The following is an 18678-nucleotide window of genomic DNA, read 5'->3' as shown; positions in this document are numbered from 1 at the left end:
CGTTCGGAGGTTGGTTTGCCCCGGCCGCGCCAGCGGCGCGGCCGGGTCTCTCTTGGTCAGGGGAGGTAAACTTACATCGGACCCTTGTCTCCGGGCTTGCCCGGGAGCTCCTGCGGGAACAATTCGTATTTCGCCTGCTTGTCGGCCGCGACGAAGACGCGTTCTCGGACGATCGAATCCTCGGCCCAGTTGAACATGAAGATCGGCGTGCCCTGCGGAATGTTCGAGAAGCGCTTGTTGACGATCAGCGCGCCGGGATATTCCGTTAGGCCGACATTGTAGACGTGTTCGGTCGAGATCTTCTGGAACTCTTTCATCAGGCTGGCGCGCTTGTCGTTGTCCTCTGACGCGACGAACTTGTTGACGATGTCGACGAGGTCTTTTTCGAAAGGCATCAGGTCGACCTCGCCGCTTTCCGGCGCACGGTGATTCCAGCTGGTTTTGGGGCCGACAGGCGCAAGCTGTTCGGTGTTCTGCACAACCGAGGTCAGTTCCTGGTCGTTGCGCCGGATCAACCAATCGAAACGGCCGGAATATTGCGAGGCGTCGCGCTGGGTACCGTTCAGGCCGTTCAGCACGACCCTCAAGCCCAGCTTTTCCATTTGCGCGACGACACCTTCGGCAAGGCTTTTGTCGGTGCCGTAGTCGTTGTTGACCAGCATTACGATCTCGACGTTCTTACCGCCGGCAGTGCCAGCCGGGAAGTTCACGAAACCGTCGCCGTCGGTATCCTTGAGGCCGGCCTTGGCGAGTTCGGCCTTGGCGCCCGCGAGGTCGAATGGAAAGTAGACGGTGGACTTGCGGTCATAGAAGCTTGTGCCCGAGGAGAAGCCGCCGGGATAGATGGCGGTGAACGGCCCCTTGACCAGGGAGTCGCCCAGTGCCTTGCGGTCGAGTGCCATGGTGACAGCCTTGCGGAAGTCCTCATTGCGGTTCAGCTCACGGACTGCCTGGCTGCGCTCGTCCGGGTTGCCCCAGCCATTGGCGGAATAGTTCAGGCGCAGATTGTAGCCGATAAGGCGTGGACCAAAGGCGAGCCGTGCCGGCGCGTTGGCTTCAGCGGCGCGCTTCAACGAGGCGACAAAGTTTTCCGGCTGCTCGAGGTTGGAGAAGTCGCCCGAGCCGGCGACCGCCTGGACGTCGCGGTCGGCCCAGGTCGACAGCTTGTACTGCAGTTCGTTGAGATAGGGCAGCTGGTTGCCCTTTTCGTCGACCTTCCAGTAGTAGGGGTTGCGGCGCATGACGATGATGTCGTCCGGCCGGTATTCGACCGGCACCCAGGCGCCCATCACCGGCATGTTCATATATTCCGGCGGAAAGGCGTTCTTGAACTGGTCGTAGGTGTTCTTCGAATATTTCGGATGCTGCGGCTTCAATATGTGCGCGGGGCCGGGGCAGAAGGTACCATAGGCCATGGCGTAGAGGTACTGTTTCGGAAAGGCGTCCTTGAAGGTCCACTCGACAGTGTAGTCGTCGATCTTCTTCAGCGTCGTGCCGACGCCGAAGGTTTCCGGCGTCGCGCCATTGAGCGGCGAGACGTTCGGGTCGACCACCTCGTCATCCCAATAGAACATGACGTCGTCGGCGTTGAAGGCCACGCCATCAGACCATTTGGCGCCCTCGATCAGATGCATGGTCAGCTTGTGCCCGTCCTTCGACCAATCCCAGCTTTTGGCAAGGTTCGGCAGCGGCTCGGTGTCCTTGGCTTCGACCTGGAACAGTGGCGCCGTGCGCGTCAGACATTCGGAAAGGCCAATATCGATGCCGCCCCAGCCTTGCGTCTGGCCGGCACCATAGTTCCAGCCTTCCGGCCGGCCGCCGATGACATGGCGCATCGTATCGCCATAGACGCCCACGCCGTCAGGCATGTTGGCCGTCTTGAAGACCAGCGGCTCCTTGGGCAGCCTGTCCTTCACCGGCGGCAGCTTGCCGGTCTTGACGTATTTTTCGGTCACCCAATCCGGCTCATGATATTCCGGCAGGGCTTTGAACTCCAGGATGGAGTCACGCGCGACGTACTTGATCTTGCCCTCGGCGGGAAAAGTCGCCGGCACCGGCGGGACTGTCGGCTCTGAAGCGAAAGCGTTGAGTGCCGGAACCGAGACGCTCAGCGCCAGTCCGGCGGCAAGACTGATATTGCGTAAATTCCTCACGGTCTCTCTCCCTCTTGTTTGTTCCGGAGCTTTTATACCTGCTCCGCTTCTCCTCGAATCCAAACGACTTCGTGGCAGTGGATCCCCCTCCCGTAGATCCACCATCACCGCATGAAATTTCAGCCGGCTTGTTTCAGCGCGGCTTTTTCGGCGCGCAATTCCTCGATCGAGCGCACGCTGCGCCGCGCCGCGCCGGCCCATTCGCGGGTCTTGACCCCGGATGTCGACAGCCGCGCCCTGGCGGCCGGAACCGCGTGGGCATATTGCGGCAGCCAGGCTGCCTGGGCGACGACCATTTCGTCGACCATCTGCCAGACCTCCTCCGGGGTTGAAACCGCGCCGACCAGCGGGTCATGCAATACGGCGAGCTTGAGCAGATCGATGTCGCCGGCGATAGCGGCATGGACCGACATGCGCTGGACGTTGATCGAGGAGATGCAGGTGGCCGCACAGGCTTCCGGCAAGGTGATGCCGGCGGCCATGTTGATGCCGAAGCGGTCGACGAAACCGGGCGACTCGATGATGGCGTCCTGCGGCAGGTTGGTGATCACGCCATTGTTCTTGACGTTGAAGTGGCCGCGATAGACGCGGTTGGTCTCCAGCGCCTCCAGGATGTGACTGGCATGCTCGTTGGAGCGTTTTTTGGGATCGATCGGCTGTGATGCCGCTTCGAGGAACTGCGGGTACTCCGTTTCGAACCAGTTGCGGGTTTCGGTCGAGTAGCGGAGATAGCCGCCCGTCTCGCCGTGGATCCAGTCGGACATATCGATCCAGCGCGTGATCTCGTCGGGGCGTTTGCGGTACCAGGGCAGATATTCGGAAAGATGGCCGTTGCTTTCGGTCGAATAGACACCGAAGCGCTTCAAGACATCTATGCGCAGCTTCTCCTGCCTGGAATAGACCGGATGCGCCTCGAAGGCGGCGACCAGTTCGTCCTTGCCGATCTCGCGGCCGTTGAGGCGCAGATCGATGAACCAAGTCTGGTGGTTGATGCCGGAGCAGACATAGTCGAGCTCCTGCCTGGACTTCGCGCCCAGCACCTCGGCGATCTGCTCGGCGCCGTGCTGGACACCGTGGCAGAGCCCGACGGTGTCGACCTTGCCGTACTCGATCGCAGCCCAGGTGTTCATCGCCATCGGGTTGGCGTAGTTCAGGAATTTGGCGTTCGTCTCGGCGACCTCGCGTATGTCCTTGCAGAAATCCAGGATCACCGGAATGTTGCGCTGACCATAGAGAATGCCACCGGCGCAGATCGTGTCGCCGACGCATTGGTCGATGCCGTATTTCAGGGGAATCCTGATATCGTCGGCATAGGCTTCGAGGCCGCCGACCCGCACGCAGCTGATGACATAGCGTGCGCCTTCGATTGCCTTGCGGCGGTCGGTGGTCGCCGTCACCTTGGTCGGCAGTCTGTTTGCCTCGACAATCCTGTCGAGGATCGCCTTGATCATCTCAAGATTGTGCGCGCTGACGTCGGTCAGCGCGAATTCGATATCGGTGAATTCGGGCACGCACAGAATATCGGTGAACAGCTTCTTGGTGAATCCAACGCTGCCGGCACCAATGATAGCGATTTTGAAACTCATCTGCCGGACCTCATTTCGTTCGAATGGCAGGCAAGGAACGACAAGGGAAGGCTCCGCCACATGCCATGACATGTGTGCAGGACACGCCGGAATCCGGCCATGCCAACCTCCCTGTCCGCTCCTCGACTGCGGATCTCTCTCGCTTTTCGAAGGGGATTATGCGCTTATTCACGAGCGCGACCAGAGAAGGATTGTGCTTTGAAGGGTAATTTTGTGCTGCAGGATTTGATAGCCCACGGACAGTCCATGCGCACGATCTCGCTGCCGCGCGGCCGCCAGCGCCTGCACGCCATGCCGACGAGCACGGGCTATGAAGTGCGCGAGGACGAGATCTACGACTGGGACGGCCGCAAGCGCGGCCAGACACCGTTCACCGTGCTCCAGCACACGATCAGCGGGACCGGCCGGCTGCGCTATGAGAACCGGAACTACCGCCTGCAGAAGAACGACACGTTGCTGGTGCTGGTGCCGCACAACCACCGCTACTGGCTGGCCAAGGATGAACGCTGGGAATATTTCTGGATTTCCATGAACGGCGATGAGGCGCTGCGCATCCACAAATCCATACTCGGGACGTCGGGTCCGGTGTTTCGGCTGCAGCCGGCAACGATCGACCATCTTGCCGATTGCAGCCTGCGCCTCATCAAGGGCGCCGCTTCGCCGGGTGCTGCTTCGGCCGTCGCCTACGAAGCCGCGATGGCGCTCTATGACGATGTCTTCGGCTCGCATGCCTTTGCCGAAAAACAGAGTGCCATGCAGCCGGTCATCGATCACATCAGTGCCAATCTCGACAAGCCGCTGCAGGTGGCGGACCTGGTCCAGATCAGTGGCCTCAGCCGGGCCCATTTCTCACGCTGTTTCGCCGAGAGCGAAGGCCTGCCGCCCGCCGAGTTCGTGCTACAGCAGCGCCTGCAACGCGCGGCGAAGCTGCTGACCAAGGTGGACTTCCTGCCGGTGAAGGAAGTCGCCATCCTGTGCGGCTTCGACGACGCTAATTATTTTTCGAAGGTCTTCCGCCGCTGCTACGGCATCACGCCCAGCCAATTCCGCACCACCGGCATGTATGCCAGCATGAGAACCCCGGCCAGAGGCGGCGCCAGGATGCCGGACGATGAGACCTGACGCCGCTTTGGGTTCTCATTATGCATCAGGCGGCGTGCCGGCTGCCGCCATCCAGCCATTCGAGATCGGCCGGCGAAAGCGTGATGTCGAGTGCGCGCAGGCTGTCGTCCAACTCGCCCAGGGTGCGTGGCCCGATCAGCGGAATGGATGGGAAGGGCTGATTGAGCACATAGGCCAGTGCAACATGGATCGGGCTCTTGCCCAGCCGCGCGGCAAGTTCGATCGCCCGGTCGCGGCGGCCGAAATTCCGCTCCGAGTACCAGACCCGCACCAGTTCCTCATTGTCGTGCCTGTCGCGCCCGGCGCGGTCGGTGAAGAAGCCGCGCCCCTGGCTCGACCAGGCGAAGTTCGGCATCTGCCGGGCGGCCAGCCAGGTCTTCCACGCATCGGTCGAGGAGGTCACGCAGCCGGCCCAGATCGGCTCCAGCATTTCGGCCAGCGAGAAGTTGTTGGACAATGCGCCGGGCTTCTGTTTGCCGGTCCGCTCGGCATAGGCAATAGCCTCGTCCATGCGTTCCATCGTCCAGTTCGAGCCGCCGAACGGGCCGCGGATGCGGCCGGCTTTTACCTCACGATCCATCGCATCGACGAATTCGCCGACCGGCACATCCGGATTGTCGCGATGCATGAAATAGACATCGACATGGTCGGTTTGCAGGCGGTCGAGTGACTGGTCAAGCTGCTTGCCGATCACATCGGGATAGCAGAGCGGCGAATGCGCGCCTTTGGCGATGACCACCGATTGCGCGCGCACGCCGCGGTTTTTCAGCCACTCGCCAAGCAGCGCCTCGGTGTAACCGCCGCCGTAGACATAGCCGGTGTCGAAGAGATTGCCGCCGGCCTCGAAAAAGGCATCGAGCAGGATCGACCCGGAAGAAAAGGTGCGGAAATCCTCGAAGCCGAGCGCCACCACCGACGCCGGCTTCGATAGGCCCGGAATGGTGCGCTTGGCGATCGCCGTTCCGCCAGAGCGCAAAGGCCGGCCGGAGATGGTGTTGGTGCGCTGCGGGGCCTTCTCGATCCCGTATTCCAGGCCCGCCGCCGCCCGCCATCTGTCGAGGACGCGCAAGGTGCCGAGACTGTCGGCCCAGTCCATGCCCGGCCAGGCGAATTCCTGGCGCCCGGCGAGGATGGCCTCACCGGCGGCGTCGACCTCGAAGGAATAGACATGGCGCTTTTCGTCGACGCTGATGGTCTCACGCGCGCCATCGGATCCGATCACGTCGATCCGCCCGAGGCCGACGTTGCGGTCGCCGCCGGCGAACCAGAAGTCCGGCACCTCGATGCGGCCCCTGGTGCCGAAGATTCTGAGTACATTGTCCTGGTTGAGCGAGATGCTGCAGGAAACTTCGGCGATGATGCCGCCCGGGAAATGCAGCACCGCCGAAGCCCATTCGTCGACACCGGACTGGCCAAGGTAAGCCGTACCAACCACCTTGTCCGGCTCGGCGAAGGGGAGGCCCGCCGCCGCCCCGGCAATCAGCCGCGCCATCGAGACCGGATAGCCGCCGACATCCAGAATGCCGCCGCCGGCAAGATCGTTGGCATAGAGCCTATGCTCCGGCATGAAGCCAGGCATGGCAAAGCCGAAACTCGACTTGATCATCCTGATATCGCCGATGACGCCCGATCTGATCAGTTCCACCAGCTTCAGCGTCTGCGGATGCAACCGGTACATGAAGGCTTCGCCAAGAAAGGTGCCGGCCTTGCGCGCGGCATGGATCATGGCGTCGGCCTCGAAGGCGGTCAGCGCAAGCGGCTTTTCGCAAAGCACGTGTTTGCCAACTTCCGCCGCCCTGATCGCCCATTGCGCGTGGCCGGGATGCGGTATCGAGATGTAAATGGCGTCGATGTCGGGATCGGCGAGCAAGGAATCGTAGCCATCAACGATGCGGGCGCCGGGAAAACTTTCGGCGAGGCCCGGCTTGGCGGGATTGCGCGCGCCGATGGCAACGAGCTTGCCGGTGCGCGAAGCGGCCGCGCCACCGGCAAAGGCCTGGGCGATGCTGCCCGGGCCGAGAATGCCCCAGCGAATGGGCGTTGTTGAAGTCATTGTCATTCTCCTTGAAGGCTGGAACCGGCGGCCGTCAGCGCAGCCGCAGCCCCTTTTCATCGAACAGGTAGGATTTGCGGATGGAAACCGTGATCTCGGACGCATCGGGAACGTTTGCCGCGTCGCGCTGGATCACCACGTCGTCACCGTTCGCCGTTCTGGCATAGAGAAAACTTGTGCCGCCCAGGTGCTCGACCACGTCGATGCGCACCACAAGGTCGGTGTCGCCCTCTCCGGCGCTGCCAAAATGTTCGGGACGCACGCCGACCATGACCTTGCTCCCTGCTTCGGGTGCGGCGCCCGTCAGCGGTTGCGCGATACGGGTCTTCTCCTGACCCGCCAGTTCGACCACGACACCATGTGCATCGCGCCCGACAATGCGGCCGTTGATGAAGTTCATCTTCGGCGAGCCGACAAAGCCCGCCACGAACTGATTGTCGGGATTGTCATAGAGATCGAGGGGCCGGCCGATCTGCTCGATATGGCCGGCGCGCATCACGACGATCCTGTCGGCGAGTGTCATCGCCTCGGTCTGGTCGTGCGTGACATAGATCATGGTGGTGCCGAGTTCCTTGTGCAGGCGCGATATCTCGACCCGCATCTGCACTCTGAGTTCGGCGTCGAGATTGCTCAGCGGCTCGTCGAAAAGGAACACCTGCGGTTCGCGCACGATGGCGCGGCCAATGGCGACGCGCTGGCGCTGGCCGCCCGACAATTGCCTGGGACGCCGGTTCATCAGTTCATTTATGCGCAGGATTTCGGCGGCTCGCTTGACGCGCCGGTCGGTGTCGGCCTTCGGATTGCCGGTCATCCTGAGCCCGAAACTCAGATTCTGTTCGACGCTCATGTGCGGATAGAGCGCGTAGGACTGGAAGACCATGGCGATGCCGCGGTCGGCCGGCTCGACATCGTTGACGAGCTTGCCGCCGATGGCGATCTCGCCGCCGCTGATGTCCTCGAGCCCGGCGATCATCCTGAGCAGCGTCGATTTTCCACAGCCGGAGGGGCCGACGAAGACGACGAACTCGCCATCCTTGACGTCGATGTTGGCGCCATGGACGACCTCGAAGACGCCGAAGCGCTTGATGACATTGTTGAGCGTGACTGTCGCCATGCTGTCCCTTACTTGATCGCGCCGGCGGCGATGCCGGCGATGAAATGGCGCTGCAGAAGCACGAAGACGACAAGCATCGGCACCGTCAGCATCACCGCGCCCGCCATGATGCCGCCCCACGACACCTTGGTCAGGCCGATCAGCGTGCCGAGCGCCACCGGCGCCGTCATCGAACCGGGCTGGCTGTTGATCAGGAGCGGCCACAAATAGTTGTTCCAGGAGGCGAGGAACAGGATGATGGCGAGCGCCGCCAGCATCGGCCGCGCCAGGGGCAGTGCGACGAAGAGGAAGATGCGCCATTCCTTCACCCCCTCGACGCGCGCCGCATCGAAAAGGTCGTCCGGCATCATCGAGAAGCTCTGCCGCATGAACAGCACACCGAGCGAATTGAACAGCGGCGGCACGATCAGGGCCACCCAGGTGTTGGCAAGCTTGAAATCGCGCGCAACCATGATGAATTGCGGGATCAGCACCACCGCATAGGGCAGCGTGATGGTGCCGAGGATGATGGCGACAACCACGCCCTTGCCGACGAACCTGTAGCGGGCCAGCGCCCAGCCGGCCATCGACGTCAGCAGCACCGACAGGAACGTGTAGGTCACCGCCACGGAGACCGAAATGCCGATGGCGCCGACAAAGTCGGTGTCACGCTGCAGATTGTTGAAATTGTCCATGAAATTGCCATGCGGCAAAAGCTCGATGCCGGGGCTGAAGATGCCGTTGTCCGGCATGGTCGAGAACACCACCATCATCCACAGCGGAAACAGCCAGATCAGCGCCAGCGGCGTCAGGAACAGATGCAGCGCTATGCTGCGTCCCAGCCTTGCGGAGGAGAGGGAACTCATTTCGGTTCCCTCGTCAGCCACAGCTGCACCAGCGTGATCGCGATCGCCAGCCCGGCCATGGTGTAGGCGACGGCCGACGCGTAGCCGAAGTTGAGCGACCGAAAACCCTGGCGGTAAAGCAACAGGCCAAGCGTCTCGGTGCCGCCGCCGGGTCCGCCGCGCTCGGTGATCAGGAAGGGCTCAGTGAACAGCTGCATGGTGCCGATGATCGACAGCACAAGGCAGAAAACGATGACCGGCTTCAAGAGCGGCAGAGTGATGAAGAAGAACTGCTTGAGCTTGCTGACGCGGTCGAGCGTCGCCGCCTCGTAGACATCTTCGGGTATGGACTGCATGCCGGCGAGCAGGATGATGGCGTTGTAGCCGGCCCAGCGCCAGGTGACCGCGATCATGATCAGCGCCATCGCCGGCGTGACGTTGGAAAACCAGTCGACGCTGGGCAGGCCGACGCTGTTCAAGAGCTTGTTGATGATGCCGAAATTGAGGTTGAACATCAGCCGGAAGACCGCCGAGTAGGCAACTTCGCCGACCACGACCGGGGCGAAGAAAGCAAAGCGATACAGGCCGCGTGCCTTGAGCAGCGGCGAGTTCAATAGCACCGCCATCACCAGCGCCAGCGTGATCATCACCGGCACCTGGATGACGAGGATGAGCAGCGTGTTCTTCAGGGCGTTGAAGAAGGCGGGGTCGCCGATCAACCGGCCCCAGTTGAAGGTGGGCGCGAACCGCCATGGCACGGTACGTGTCGCCTGGAAGGAGATCATGAAGGAATCGATGATCGGCCACACCCAGAAGATTGCAAAGATCAGCAGATAGGGCGCGAGGAAGCGATAAGCCGTGGCATTCTGATAGCGCATTGTAGCCTCCTTTCCGCGTTCAAGGGGGTGGCGCGCCCGTGCCGAGACACGTGGCGCGTTCGGCCCCGGACAGCATCAATGCCGCCCGGGACCGTCTCGGTCCAGATCAAGATTTGACGGGCAGTCCGGTCGCCGCGGCGATCTGGCTTGCGGCATCGTCGAGCGCTGCCTTGGCGTCGGGGTAGCCGCCGGCCAGATATTTGGTCTGCACGGCGCGGACGATGATTTCGGCGTCGCTCTGGAATTGCGTGCCGCGGCTCGGAACAACCTTGGGCAAGGTGCCGAGGATGTCCTTCCACACCGCCTGGCCGCCCCAGTAGGGTAGGCCTTGCGCGACATAGGGGTCATTGAGCGCCGACACCAGCGAGGGCACCAGGCCGAAGTCCTTCAGCATGGTGATCTGGCCTTCATTGGTTCCGAGCGTGTATTTCAGATAGGCGTAGGCGGCCTCCTTGTTCTTGGACGCCGAGGTGATGGCCAGCGAGGAGCCGCCGAGATTGGCAGCGCGCGGGCCGTCGGCGGTGAGGCTCGGCATCAGGTAGACACCCCATTTGCCGTTTTCGCCGGCTGATTCGGTGCGAATGGTGCCTTCGTACCAGCCGCCATAGACCTGGGTGGCGACGGTGCCGGCGGTGTTGTTGGTGATCTTGGTGCCCCAGTCGGCGGAGGAGACGATGCCGGCGTCCTTCATCTCCTTGACCTTGGTCATGGCATCGACGCATTTGGGCTGGTTGATCGTGATCGACTGGCCGTCCTCGGCGAAATAGGCGCAGCCCTGCTCGTTGGAAATCATGCGGAAGAATTCGCTGTCGCCGTTGAAATCCGCATTGGTCATCGAGACGCCCGGGTTGGCGGCCTGGATCTTCTTGCCGGCGGCGATGAAATCGTCCCAGGTCTTGATCGATGCCGGATCGACGCCGGCCTTCTCGTAGAAGTCGCGGCGGTAAAAGGCCGCCACAGGACCCGAATCCCACGGCATTGCATAGGCCTTGTCGCCGACTTCGAGCTCGGTGCGCTTGAAGTCGGGGAATTTCTTCTGATCCTCGGCGGTATAGCCCAGCGTATGCAGGTCGACGAAGCAGTCGGGGAACTGGCTCCAGTAGTTCTCGGCCTCGCCGTTTTCGATGGTGACGATGTCAGGCAGGCCGACGCCGCCGGCGGCGCAGCCGGCGATCGACTTGTCGTAGGTCGGCTGGTTGCCGAGATCCTGGACCGTCACCTTGACGTCGGGAAATTGCTTGTTGAAGCCGGCGACGGTCGCCTTCAGCGATGAAGCCGCGACATTCCAGCTCCAGATCGTGATTTCGCCGGATTGCGCAAAGGCCGGGGCAGAGCCCAGGGCGAGCGCGAGCGCGGCGCAGGTCATTGTGATGCGCATTGAAATCCTCCCATTCCATTTGCTCTCTCACTGTGAGCGTGGCTAGACTATGCAGTGGGCAGGGGCTGTCGCCGTCAAAGGGAATATGAAATTGGCGGAAAGTAAGATGCCGGAACGACCGTTTTACCAGCCTGGTGCCAGCAGCGTGGAAGGCTTGCCGCTGCTGCTGCAAATGTTTCACACCAGTCCTCTGGTGATGCTCAAACCGCATTGGCATGCCCAGGTCGAAGTGAATTTCATCGTGCGCGGCAGCGTGCATTACCGCATGAACGACCACGAGATTTCGCTGTCTGCCGGCGAGATGTGCCTGTTCTGGGGTGGCCTGCCGCACCAGATGGACGATTTGTCCGACGACGCCGTCTATGCCGGAGCGCATCTGCCGCTGGTGCATTTTTTCCGGCTGCACCTGCCCACGGACATCCGGCACCGGCTGATGACGGGTGCCACACTGGTGACGAGTGCCACCGACCCCTCCGACAACCATAATTTCGAGCGCTGGAACCGCTACGCCCGGTCCGGCGACCAGGCCAAGGCGGAACACGCCGTCAACGAATTGCTGCTGCGGCTGGAGCGGGTGCGGTTCGAGCACTACCGGCTCGTATCCGCAACCCCGATCGGCCAGGAAACGGGCAGCGCCTTCGACCAGCAGTCGTCGCGCAACGTCGGGCGCATGTGCGATTTCATCGCCGAGAACTTCCTCTACGACATCGATTGCGTGAACATCGCGGCGGCAGCCGACATCCATCCCAAATACGCCATGAGCCTGTTCAAGAAATCGACGGGCATGACGCTCAACGAGTATGTCAACCTTTTGCGGCTGAGCTACGCGCAGGCGCTTTTGATGCACCAGGACGCCAATGTGCTCCGCGTCGCCATGGATTCCGGCTTCGGCTCGCTCAGCGCCTTCAACAAATCGTTCCGCAAGCTGGCCGGTATGTCGCCCTCCGATTTTCGCAGAGGGGTGTCCGGCGCCAGATAGAACCCGGCGATCAGGCGGTGCTTGCCCGGCGCTGCAAATGCATTGTCGTATCTTGATCGTCGGCTGAAAGACGGGTCGCGCCGTTGCGGTCCGCGACGGCAACGCGCACAAGGGCGCCGCCGGCCGAAATGGGACCGTGCCGTACGCCCTTCCGGCCATCGCCTCGGTACCGGAACCGGGCCACTGCACGGCGTCTCATTTCCTGTCTGAAATCGCCATCTGGGCGCTGGACAGGCCGGATTCCCGTGCTATAACCCACGCGCTTTCAAGGGGCGCCCATGGCGCTTCATGAGATCCGGTGTATGAGATTTCGTTTGCCGGAACAGGCCCAGATAGCTCAGTTGGTAGAGCAGCGGACTGAAAATCCGCGTGTCGGTGGTTCGAATCCGCCTCTGGGCACCATCCCCTCCTCTCCCCATACGCCCCCTTGCCGAAGCTGCCACGCTTCCGTCTATACAAACCATTGAAATCGTTTATTTTTTTCGGCGCGCATGGCGCACTTGGACGCATTTCGACGGCTGTCAGCGCATTTGGTCCAACGGGGCGCGGGATGGTATTTCCGTTGGTATTCGGCATCTTTTTGGTATCGAAACAGCCAAAGGAGATGTGTCGAATCGCCCTTTTCCGACGTGAATTGCCGAAACGCTCGCCCCGGTCTCAAACTCGTGAAACTGTCTGACGGTGGCGGGCTCCAACCCCCGGGCTTTGCGCCAGAGCGGCCCTTGCTTTGAGGGCGGCGGACTGCCGCGTAATCTTGTTGGAAGAGCGGGAGAAACGGCCAGCTATGGACGAACTGCCGGCGAACAGCCGAAGGATTGACGTGCCACCTTTCGCAGCGCGCCGCCCTCAGACGGCGATTTGAAGCGTCCCGTAACGCTTTACCTCAGCCTCGATCTCCCTGACCAGAGTCTCTAGCGCGGGGTTCCTGGGATTGCGCGCGCGCCTGATTACATAAGCCAGGTCTGGAGCCTTTGGGAACTGGTTGTCGACAATCTCCATATCGGGCTGCAGGTACCGCTGACTCAAGATCGCGACTCCGAGCCCCGCGGTAACGCCTGCAATGATTCCGGCTGCGCTGGAGCATTCGAACACGGTCTCGAACACCGTATCCTCGTCCTGCCCGACGTCCATGCCCCAGCGCCGATAAAAACAGTTTTCATCGAAGGATAAAAATGGGACTGGCTTCCCGTTCGACAGCACCAGGTCTCGCGATTTCACCCAATGCAGCGTCTCGCGGAACAGGAGGATATCGGCGGGGCGGACCTCGTGCTGGAAGACCTGGATGATGGCGGCATCAAGGGCTCCCTGGCTGAGCTGCTCCTGCAACACGAGGCTCATGCGCACCTGCGTGCGGACGCTCACCTCCGGGTAGAGCCGGCGAAAGCGGCCGAGAATGCGCGAAAGGTCCGTGCACGTCGTATCCTCGGTCATTCCCAGCGCGATCTTGCCTTGCAAAGTGCTTTTCGACAGGCTCAGGACCGCCTCGTCATGGATGCCCAGAATGCGCCGCGCATAGCCAAGCAGATCCTGTCCGGCCGTGGTGAACATCGGCGCATTTGCTTTCCGGGTGAGGATTTCGCAGTCGAGACTCGTTTCAAGCCTCCTGATCTTGTGGCTGACGGCCGACTGCGACAGGCCGAGAATCTCGGCCGCGCGCGTCACGCCGCCGTGCTTCTCGATCGCGACGAGCGCGCGCAAGGCGTCGACATCCAGGCGGCGGGTCATCACTCCAGCCATGACAATACTCGCTTGAAACTAAAGAGACGCGCCAATCTCTGATCCTCTGTTGTCCTTAAGGCAAGTCGATATGCCGGTTTTCGGACCACTTCATGATCATATCGAAATTTGTCATGTGCAAAAGCGCGTGCGTGTCGTCAATAGTCCGCGCCAAAATTGGCCGTGATCCGCTTCCGGGTCACGGGCGCCTGACCAAAGAGATGCCATGACGCTCCTGCACGCCAAAGCCCATCGCCTCGTGTGGCCAATGATGGCGACGGCGCTGGTCATAAGCTGGAGTTCCGGCTTCGTCGGCATCCGCTACGCCAGCGGGAATGCCGATGTCATGCTGGTGCTGTTCTGGCGGACACTGATGTCCGGATTGATCCTCTCGCCATTTGCTCTCCTGATCGGAGCGCGCATAAGCGCCCGTGCCCTGGTCCAGCAGATGGTCTTCGGCGTGGCGATGATGTTCCTCTATCTCGGCGGATTCGCGCTTGCCATCGGCCAGCGCGTGCCGACCGGCCTTGTCGCGCTGATTTCCGATCTTGTCCCGCTCGCCATCGCGGCCTTGTCACAGCCGGTGCTGGGACACCGACTGACCGGGAGACAATGGATCGGAACGGCCCTCGGAGCGACGGGCGTTCTCATCGTCTCGCTGGACAGCCTGAGCCTCGGGACGGCCCCGGCCTGGGCATATCTGTTGACGGTCGCTTCCATGATGGTTCTGGCGCTGGCAACCCTGGTGCAGAAGCGGATGGGGACGATCAATATGCCCATCCATCAGAGCCTGTGCATTCAATGCCTGACGGCAGCAATCCCTTTCGCCGCTTGCGCCGAATGGAATGGCGGGCTGATGCCGCCCCTCGATGCCCGGTTTGGATTCGGCATCGCTTGGCTGGTGCTGTTTTCGACCTTCTTCTGCTACAGCACGTATTATGTAAGCCTGCGCCTCTACACCGCCTCACAGGTCAGCAGCGTGATCTATCTCAGCCCACCGGTGACGATGCTCTGGGGCTGGTCGATGTTCGGCGAGCCGCTTTCGAAGGCGATGCTGGCTGGCCTTGTGGTGACACTGTTCGGTGTCTGGTTCACCTCGTCGGGCAGCGCAGCGGCGAAGGACTTTCAGCTCCGTCAGCAGCAGATCGGCTAATCCCCAAGGCGAAATCGACCTCGCGATCGATCGCGATCCACGCCGGCGTCGCTTCACCCACGCACATCAAAGGAGGTAAACCCATGAAGCTCACAGATTTCAAAGCCCTGACCTTCGACTGCTACGGCACCCTGATCGATTGGGAATCCGGCATGATCGACGGGCTGAGGCCGCTGACCGAACGGGCCGCCCGCACGTTGAACCGGAACGACATTCTGGAGGCGCACGCCCGGCACGAATCCAGCCAGCAGAAATGGACGCCGGGGAAACGCTACCGCGATCTTCTGGCGATCGTTTACAAGCGACTTGCGGAGGAGTGGAGTGTCATCGTCACTCCTGAGGAATGCGTGGCGTATGGCGAAAGCGTGAAGGATTGGCCGGCTTTTGCCGACACCGCTGAAGCCTTGCAGTACCTCAAAAAGCACTACAAGCTGATCATCCTCTCCAACGTCGACAACAAAAGCTTCTCGTTCAGCAACAAGAAGCTCGGCGTGGACTTCGACGCGATCTATACGGCGGAAGATATCGACTCCTACAAGCCTTCCGACCGGAACTTCAACTATATGCTCGAAAAGCTCGGTACAATCGGGATAGAGAAGCGAGAGATCCTACACACCGCGGAAAGCATGTTCCACGATCACGTTCCCGCCAACCGCTTCGGCCTGACATCGTGCTGGATCCATCGCCGGCATGCGGATCAGGGCTTCGGCGCCACGATGAACCCAGGCGAGGTGCCGGTGGTGGATTTCCGATTCGACAGCATGGCCGATCTGGTGAAGGCGCACGCTGAAGAAATACGGGGCTGATGTTCGAACCGCCAAGCAACCTGTTGCGTGACACCGCGCGCCCGACCCGATCTGGAAGGAGACAGTCGCGGACCGATGGTTGCCAAGGTCACTTCGAGAGTTGTTCAACGCAATTCGTCGAAAGCAGCCCGCCGGCTTCCGGGAAGCAGATGCTCGGAAGCGCTGGCATATCCCCACTATCTGCGGCCGATAGGCCGGCCAGGGAACTGGTCCGTCAACGAGTTCCGCACCCCGAGTTCTTGGCCTTTACGCAGTCTGAACCCGAAGAGCCTCCGCTTACTCTCTTCTGACTGTCATCGTGGGTGGCGCACCCTCGAACTTCCACAGGATCGACGGTAAGGTCCGTTTTCCCGCACCACCAATATTTGCCTCTATGACCGACATGAGGCGCAAGCTGCCATTCGGTAGAAGATAAATGCGGGCGCGGATCTCGACGGCGAACGCGGCTCACGCTCCTGCGTCCTCAATGGCGCGGCCGCCCGCACCTGCCAGCGGGGATCCGGCACCCGCGGTCGTGCGACCGCTTAGCCACCTGATTGCTGTGGGCATCGGCTTGGTGGCTTTCGCAATGTTCGGGCTGTGGCTGCACGGCTGGCCGTTGGGAGTCTCGCCCTTCGCTTGAACGTCCGCAGCCACGGCGCGCCTTCGAGATGGCCTGGCGAATCCCACCAGTTGCCGCGGATCGAGCGCCTCGCAGACGCCACAGTGAACCAATGCTTGGCATAAGGTCGGCACATCAGAATTTTGATCCATAGACGGACTCCAGCCGGCAACGTTGCGGTTCGGCTCGGATCGAGCCTTGCGACGCTGCAAACACGAGCGGTACAGGATACAATCACCGGAGCGAACGTGTCCCCGGGATGGCTCAAATGTCCTCCGTCGATTCTCTCGCCGCGAGATTATTGTCGGCGACATTGATGTTCGATCGGGCGTCGTTGCTGGCGCTCGAGGCTTTGGCTGCCGAATCCGACCGTCGGGTCCTGAGGCGCGGTGAGGTCTTGGTTCGCGAAGGCGATCCATCGGACAGGTTCTTCGTCGTGCTGTCCGGTCGCTTTACGGTACACAAAGGAGAGCCGATTGGCTCGGTCGCCGAGATCGCACAGGGCGAGCTAGTCGGCGAAATTGGTTTCTTTGCAGGACTGCCCCGTACGGCCACTGTCCTTGCAGCGCGCGATTCGATCGTCCTTGAAATCAGTCGTAATCATTTCGAGAAGGCGGCAGAGGCTTTGCCGAACCTGAGAGAGGCGGTCACAATATTTCTGGCGCGCCGGTTCGCCACGCAATCTCCGATTTTGTCACGTCCCCAGAATCCTGCCAAGATCCGAACGCTTGCCATCATTGCAGCCGGCGGAAGTCGCATCTCACCGGTTTTCATCGGGCACCTACAGCAAGAGTTCGGCGCGGTCACGCGCGCTCAGTTCGTTTCCCGGCTTGACGTCCACGCGAAGTTCGCAGGTCGTCCGATCGACGGCCAGCCGGTCCTTAACTGGTTGAACGAACTGGAGGCGCAAGCTGAATTCGTTGTCTACGTCGCCGATGAAGAACCTAATGAATGGACACGAGTCTGCATTCGCCAGGCCGATACTGTCCTATTGCTGGCTGACGCGTCCTCCTCGCCTCGCTTGAACGCGTCCGAGGAATTGGCGCTATCGGTCCATCCACCAGCGACCGGTCGGCTTGTCCTAATTCACGACAATCGCTCGGCTGCGGTCTCCGGCACCTCTGCGTGGCTCGACGAGCGTCCCTATGTCGGCCAGCATCATCACGTTGCGCTGGAGGACGGGGCTGATATCCAGCGCCTGGTTCGATTTATTTCCTGCAAGGCACGTGGCTTCGTGGCGGCGGGGGGTGGGTCCCTGGGCAGCGCCCATCTGGGCGTCTACAAGGCCTTCTTCCAGGCGGGCGGGCGCTTCGACTATCTCGGCGGGACGAGTTCCGGAGCGGCGATGATGGCCGGCTTCGCAAGAGGATTGGACGCGGAGCAGATCGACCGCGGCACGCACAACATATTTGTCAAGAGTCGGGCGTTTCGGCGCCCCACCTTGCCGCGTTTCGCGCTTCTAGATCACAAAACCTTCGATCGAGCCCTTCGGGCGGAATACGGCGACGTTCTGATCGAAGATCTTTGGCTTCCGTTCTTTGCACTTTCGACCAATCTGAGCAGCCGTCAGCCCCATGTCCACCGTCGTGGAAAACTCTGGCAAGCCGTTCGGGCATCCGGCTCGATCCCGGGTGTCCTGCCGCCGTTCTTTACGGCTGACGGCGATATGCTTGTAGACGGCGCCATCATGAACAATTTGCCGCTGGAACAGATGAGGGAACTCAAGACCGGCCCCAATGTCATCGTGAGCTTTGGGTCCAGTGGACCGCAAAAATACCCCATCGACTATGACCGCATCCCCGGAAGATCGGAACTGGCGGTCGCCCTGCTGAACCCTTTCGGCCGTGCCCGGTTGCCGCAGGTTCCGAGCATGCTTCAGGTTATTGCCGCGAGTATGCTGACACACGGGCCGCAAGACATTGCCGTCGGCGACGAGGATGTCTTGGTCTGTCCGCAGGTTTCGAGCACGATCAGCTTCATGGATTGGAGTCGGCATTCCGAGTTGTTTTCGGACGCCTACGACCGCACGGCGCAATGGATCGAGGAACGTCTCCGCCAGAACGACTCAGGGCTCCGGGCGGTGCTCGGTAACGCACATACTTAGCGCATCACAGCCTGACTTGCTCGATAATCCTGTCGGCCGAGTGCTAAGCGACCCGGACGGCCGCGTAGTCGATGTCCAGAACGGAATCGATGACAGCGCAAGACTTCGAGTTGGGATCCCCGACCACGTAGCTGACCGTGTTCGTGGTCGCGTCGAAGAAGGCCTTAACCCTCGGGCTTGACTGAAAGGTCGGTCTCGAAGGGGATCGGAA

Annotated in this window: 13 protein-coding genes and 1 tRNA gene; 6 read left to right on the top strand and 8 right to left on the bottom strand. The window is 61.4% G+C overall.

What is annotated here, in order from left to right; genetic code table 11:
• Positions 1–71 precede the first annotated feature (71 nt).
• Both AC1DYW_RS06000 and melA read right to left on the bottom strand, forming a co-directional pair.
• A complete protein-coding gene (locus tag AC1DYW_RS06000; protein ID WP_477225408.1) occupies positions 72–2153 on the bottom strand; it encodes an ABC transporter substrate-binding protein in 2082 nt (693 codons plus the stop codon).
• A gap of 119 nt (positions 2154–2272) precedes the next feature.
• Positions 2273–3739: an alpha-galactosidase gene (melA, locus tag AC1DYW_RS05995; RefSeq protein WP_477225407.1), complete on the bottom strand. Its 1467-nt coding sequence runs from the start codon at positions 3737–3739 to the stop codon at positions 2273–2275.
• A 99-nt stretch (positions 3740–3838) separates the two neighbouring features.
• Here melA and AC1DYW_RS05990 point away from each other — a divergent pair, with 99 nt between their 5' ends.
• Positions 3839–4861 (top strand): AraC family ligand binding domain-containing protein, encoded by a 1023-nt coding sequence (locus tag AC1DYW_RS05990; protein ID WP_477225406.1) that lies wholly within the window; start codon positions 3839–3841, stop codon positions 4859–4861.
• A gap of 25 nt (positions 4862–4886) precedes the next feature.
• Here AC1DYW_RS05990 and AC1DYW_RS05985 read toward each other — a convergent pair whose 3' ends face one another.
• The 5 genes from AC1DYW_RS05985 to AC1DYW_RS05965 all read right to left on the bottom strand — a co-directional run bounded on the left by AC1DYW_RS05985 (position 4887) and on the right by AC1DYW_RS05965 (position 11108).
• Complete coding sequence (locus AC1DYW_RS05985; RefSeq protein ID WP_477225405.1) at positions 4887–6914, bottom strand: aldo/keto reductase; 2028 nt, start codon at positions 6912–6914, stop codon at positions 4887–4889.
• Positions 6915–6948: 34 nt separating this feature from the next.
• Positions 6949–8028, bottom strand: a complete 1080-nt coding sequence (locus tag AC1DYW_RS05980) for an ABC transporter ATP-binding protein (protein ID WP_477225404.1) — start codon at positions 8026–8028, stop codon at positions 6949–6951.
• An 8-nt stretch (positions 8029–8036) separates the two neighbouring features.
• Positions 8037–8873 carry a carbohydrate ABC transporter permease gene (locus AC1DYW_RS05975; protein ID WP_095088662.1) on the bottom strand — a complete coding sequence of 279 codons (837 nt, stop codon included), beginning with the start codon at positions 8871–8873 and terminating at the stop codon, positions 8037–8039.
• Entirely contained in the window at positions 8870–9730 is an 861-nt protein-coding gene (locus AC1DYW_RS05970; RefSeq protein WP_184872124.1) for a carbohydrate ABC transporter permease, read from the bottom strand. Before AC1DYW_RS05970 ends, AC1DYW_RS05975 begins: the two co-directional genes overlap by 4 nt.
• 106 nt (positions 9731–9836) lie before the next feature.
• The gene (locus AC1DYW_RS05965) at positions 9837–11108 is read right to left on the bottom strand and encodes an extracellular solute-binding protein (protein WP_457153787.1); all 1272 of its coding nucleotides are present in this window, start codon (positions 11106–11108) and stop codon (positions 9837–9839) included.
• Between the two features lie 85 nt (positions 11109–11193).
• Here AC1DYW_RS05965 and AC1DYW_RS05960 point away from each other — a divergent pair, with 85 nt between their 5' ends.
• Both AC1DYW_RS05960 and AC1DYW_RS05955 read left to right on the top strand, forming a co-directional pair.
• A complete protein-coding gene (locus tag AC1DYW_RS05960; protein WP_477225403.1) occupies positions 11194–12087 on the top strand; it encodes a helix-turn-helix domain-containing protein in 894 nt (297 codons plus the stop codon).
• Positions 12088–12413: 326 nt separating this feature from the next.
• Positions 12414–12489 (top strand) — tRNA-Phe (locus AC1DYW_RS05955).
• A gap of 444 nt (positions 12490–12933) precedes the next feature.
• On the opposite strand, the gene AC1DYW_RS05950 is transcribed toward AC1DYW_RS05955, so the two are convergent.
• Entirely contained in the window at positions 12934–13824 is an 891-nt protein-coding gene (locus AC1DYW_RS05950; RefSeq protein ID WP_477225402.1) for a LysR family transcriptional regulator, read from the bottom strand.
• Positions 13825–14029: 205 nt separating this feature from the next.
• Between AC1DYW_RS05950 and AC1DYW_RS05945 the strand changes: the two genes are divergently transcribed.
• The 3 genes from AC1DYW_RS05945 (at position 14030) to AC1DYW_RS05935 (ending at position 18467) form a co-directional block, all read left to right on the top strand.
• A complete protein-coding gene (locus AC1DYW_RS05945; RefSeq protein WP_477225401.1) occupies positions 14030–14956 on the top strand; it encodes a DMT family transporter in 927 nt (308 codons plus the stop codon).
• Positions 14957–15039: 83 nt separating this feature from the next.
• Entirely contained in the window at positions 15040–15762 is a 723-nt protein-coding gene (locus AC1DYW_RS05940) for a haloacid dehalogenase type II (RefSeq protein ID WP_477225400.1), read from the top strand.
• A gap of 869 nt (positions 15763–16631) precedes the next feature.
• Positions 16632–18467, top strand: a complete 1836-nt coding sequence (locus AC1DYW_RS05935) for a patatin-like phospholipase family protein (protein WP_477225399.1) — start codon at positions 16632–16634, stop codon at positions 18465–18467.
• The last annotated feature ends 211 nt before the right edge of the window (positions 18468–18678 follow it).

The organism is Mesorhizobium sp. P2_D5 (assembly GCF_056404355.1).
Note: the sequence above shows the minus strand (reverse complement) of the source record. Positions and strands in the feature narration are given on the sequence as shown.

Coding starts and splice junctions, on each gene's coding strand:
- AC1DYW_RS05945 (WP_477225401.1), top strand. CDS start 14,030: ATGACGCTCCTGCACGCCAAAGCCCATCGCCTCGTGTGGCCAATGATG.
- AC1DYW_RS05965 (WP_457153787.1), bottom strand. CDS start 11,108: ATGCGCATCACAATGACCTGCGCCGCGCTCGCGCTCGCCCTGGGCTCT.
- AC1DYW_RS05970 (WP_184872124.1), bottom strand. CDS start 9,730: ATGCGCTATCAGAATGCCACGGCTTATCGCTTCCTCGCGCCCTATCTG.
- melA (WP_477225407.1), bottom strand. CDS start 3,739: ATGAGTTTCAAAATCGCTATCATTGGTGCCGGCAGCGTTGGATTCACC.
- AC1DYW_RS05980 (WP_477225404.1), bottom strand. CDS start 8,028: ATGGCGACAGTCACGCTCAACAATGTCATCAAGCGCTTCGGCGTCTTC.
- AC1DYW_RS05950 (WP_477225402.1), bottom strand. CDS start 13,824: ATGGCTGGAGTGATGACCCGCCGCCTGGATGTCGACGCCTTGCGCGCG.
- AC1DYW_RS05990 (WP_477225406.1), top strand. CDS start 3,839: ATGCCAACCTCCCTGTCCGCTCCTCGACTGCGGATCTCTCTCGCTTTT.
- AC1DYW_RS05975 (WP_095088662.1), bottom strand. CDS start 8,873: ATGAGTTCCCTCTCCTCCGCAAGGCTGGGACGCAGCATAGCGCTGCAT.
- AC1DYW_RS05935 (WP_477225399.1), top strand. CDS start 16,632: ATGTCCTCCGTCGATTCTCTCGCCGCGAGATTATTGTCGGCGACATTG.
- AC1DYW_RS05960 (WP_477225403.1), top strand. CDS start 11,194: ATGAAATTGGCGGAAAGTAAGATGCCGGAACGACCGTTTTACCAGCCT.
- AC1DYW_RS05985 (WP_477225405.1), bottom strand. CDS start 6,914: ATGACTTCAACAACGCCCATTCGCTGGGGCATTCTCGGCCCGGGCAGC.
- AC1DYW_RS05940 (WP_477225400.1), top strand. CDS start 15,040: ATGAAGCTCACAGATTTCAAAGCCCTGACCTTCGACTGCTACGGCACC.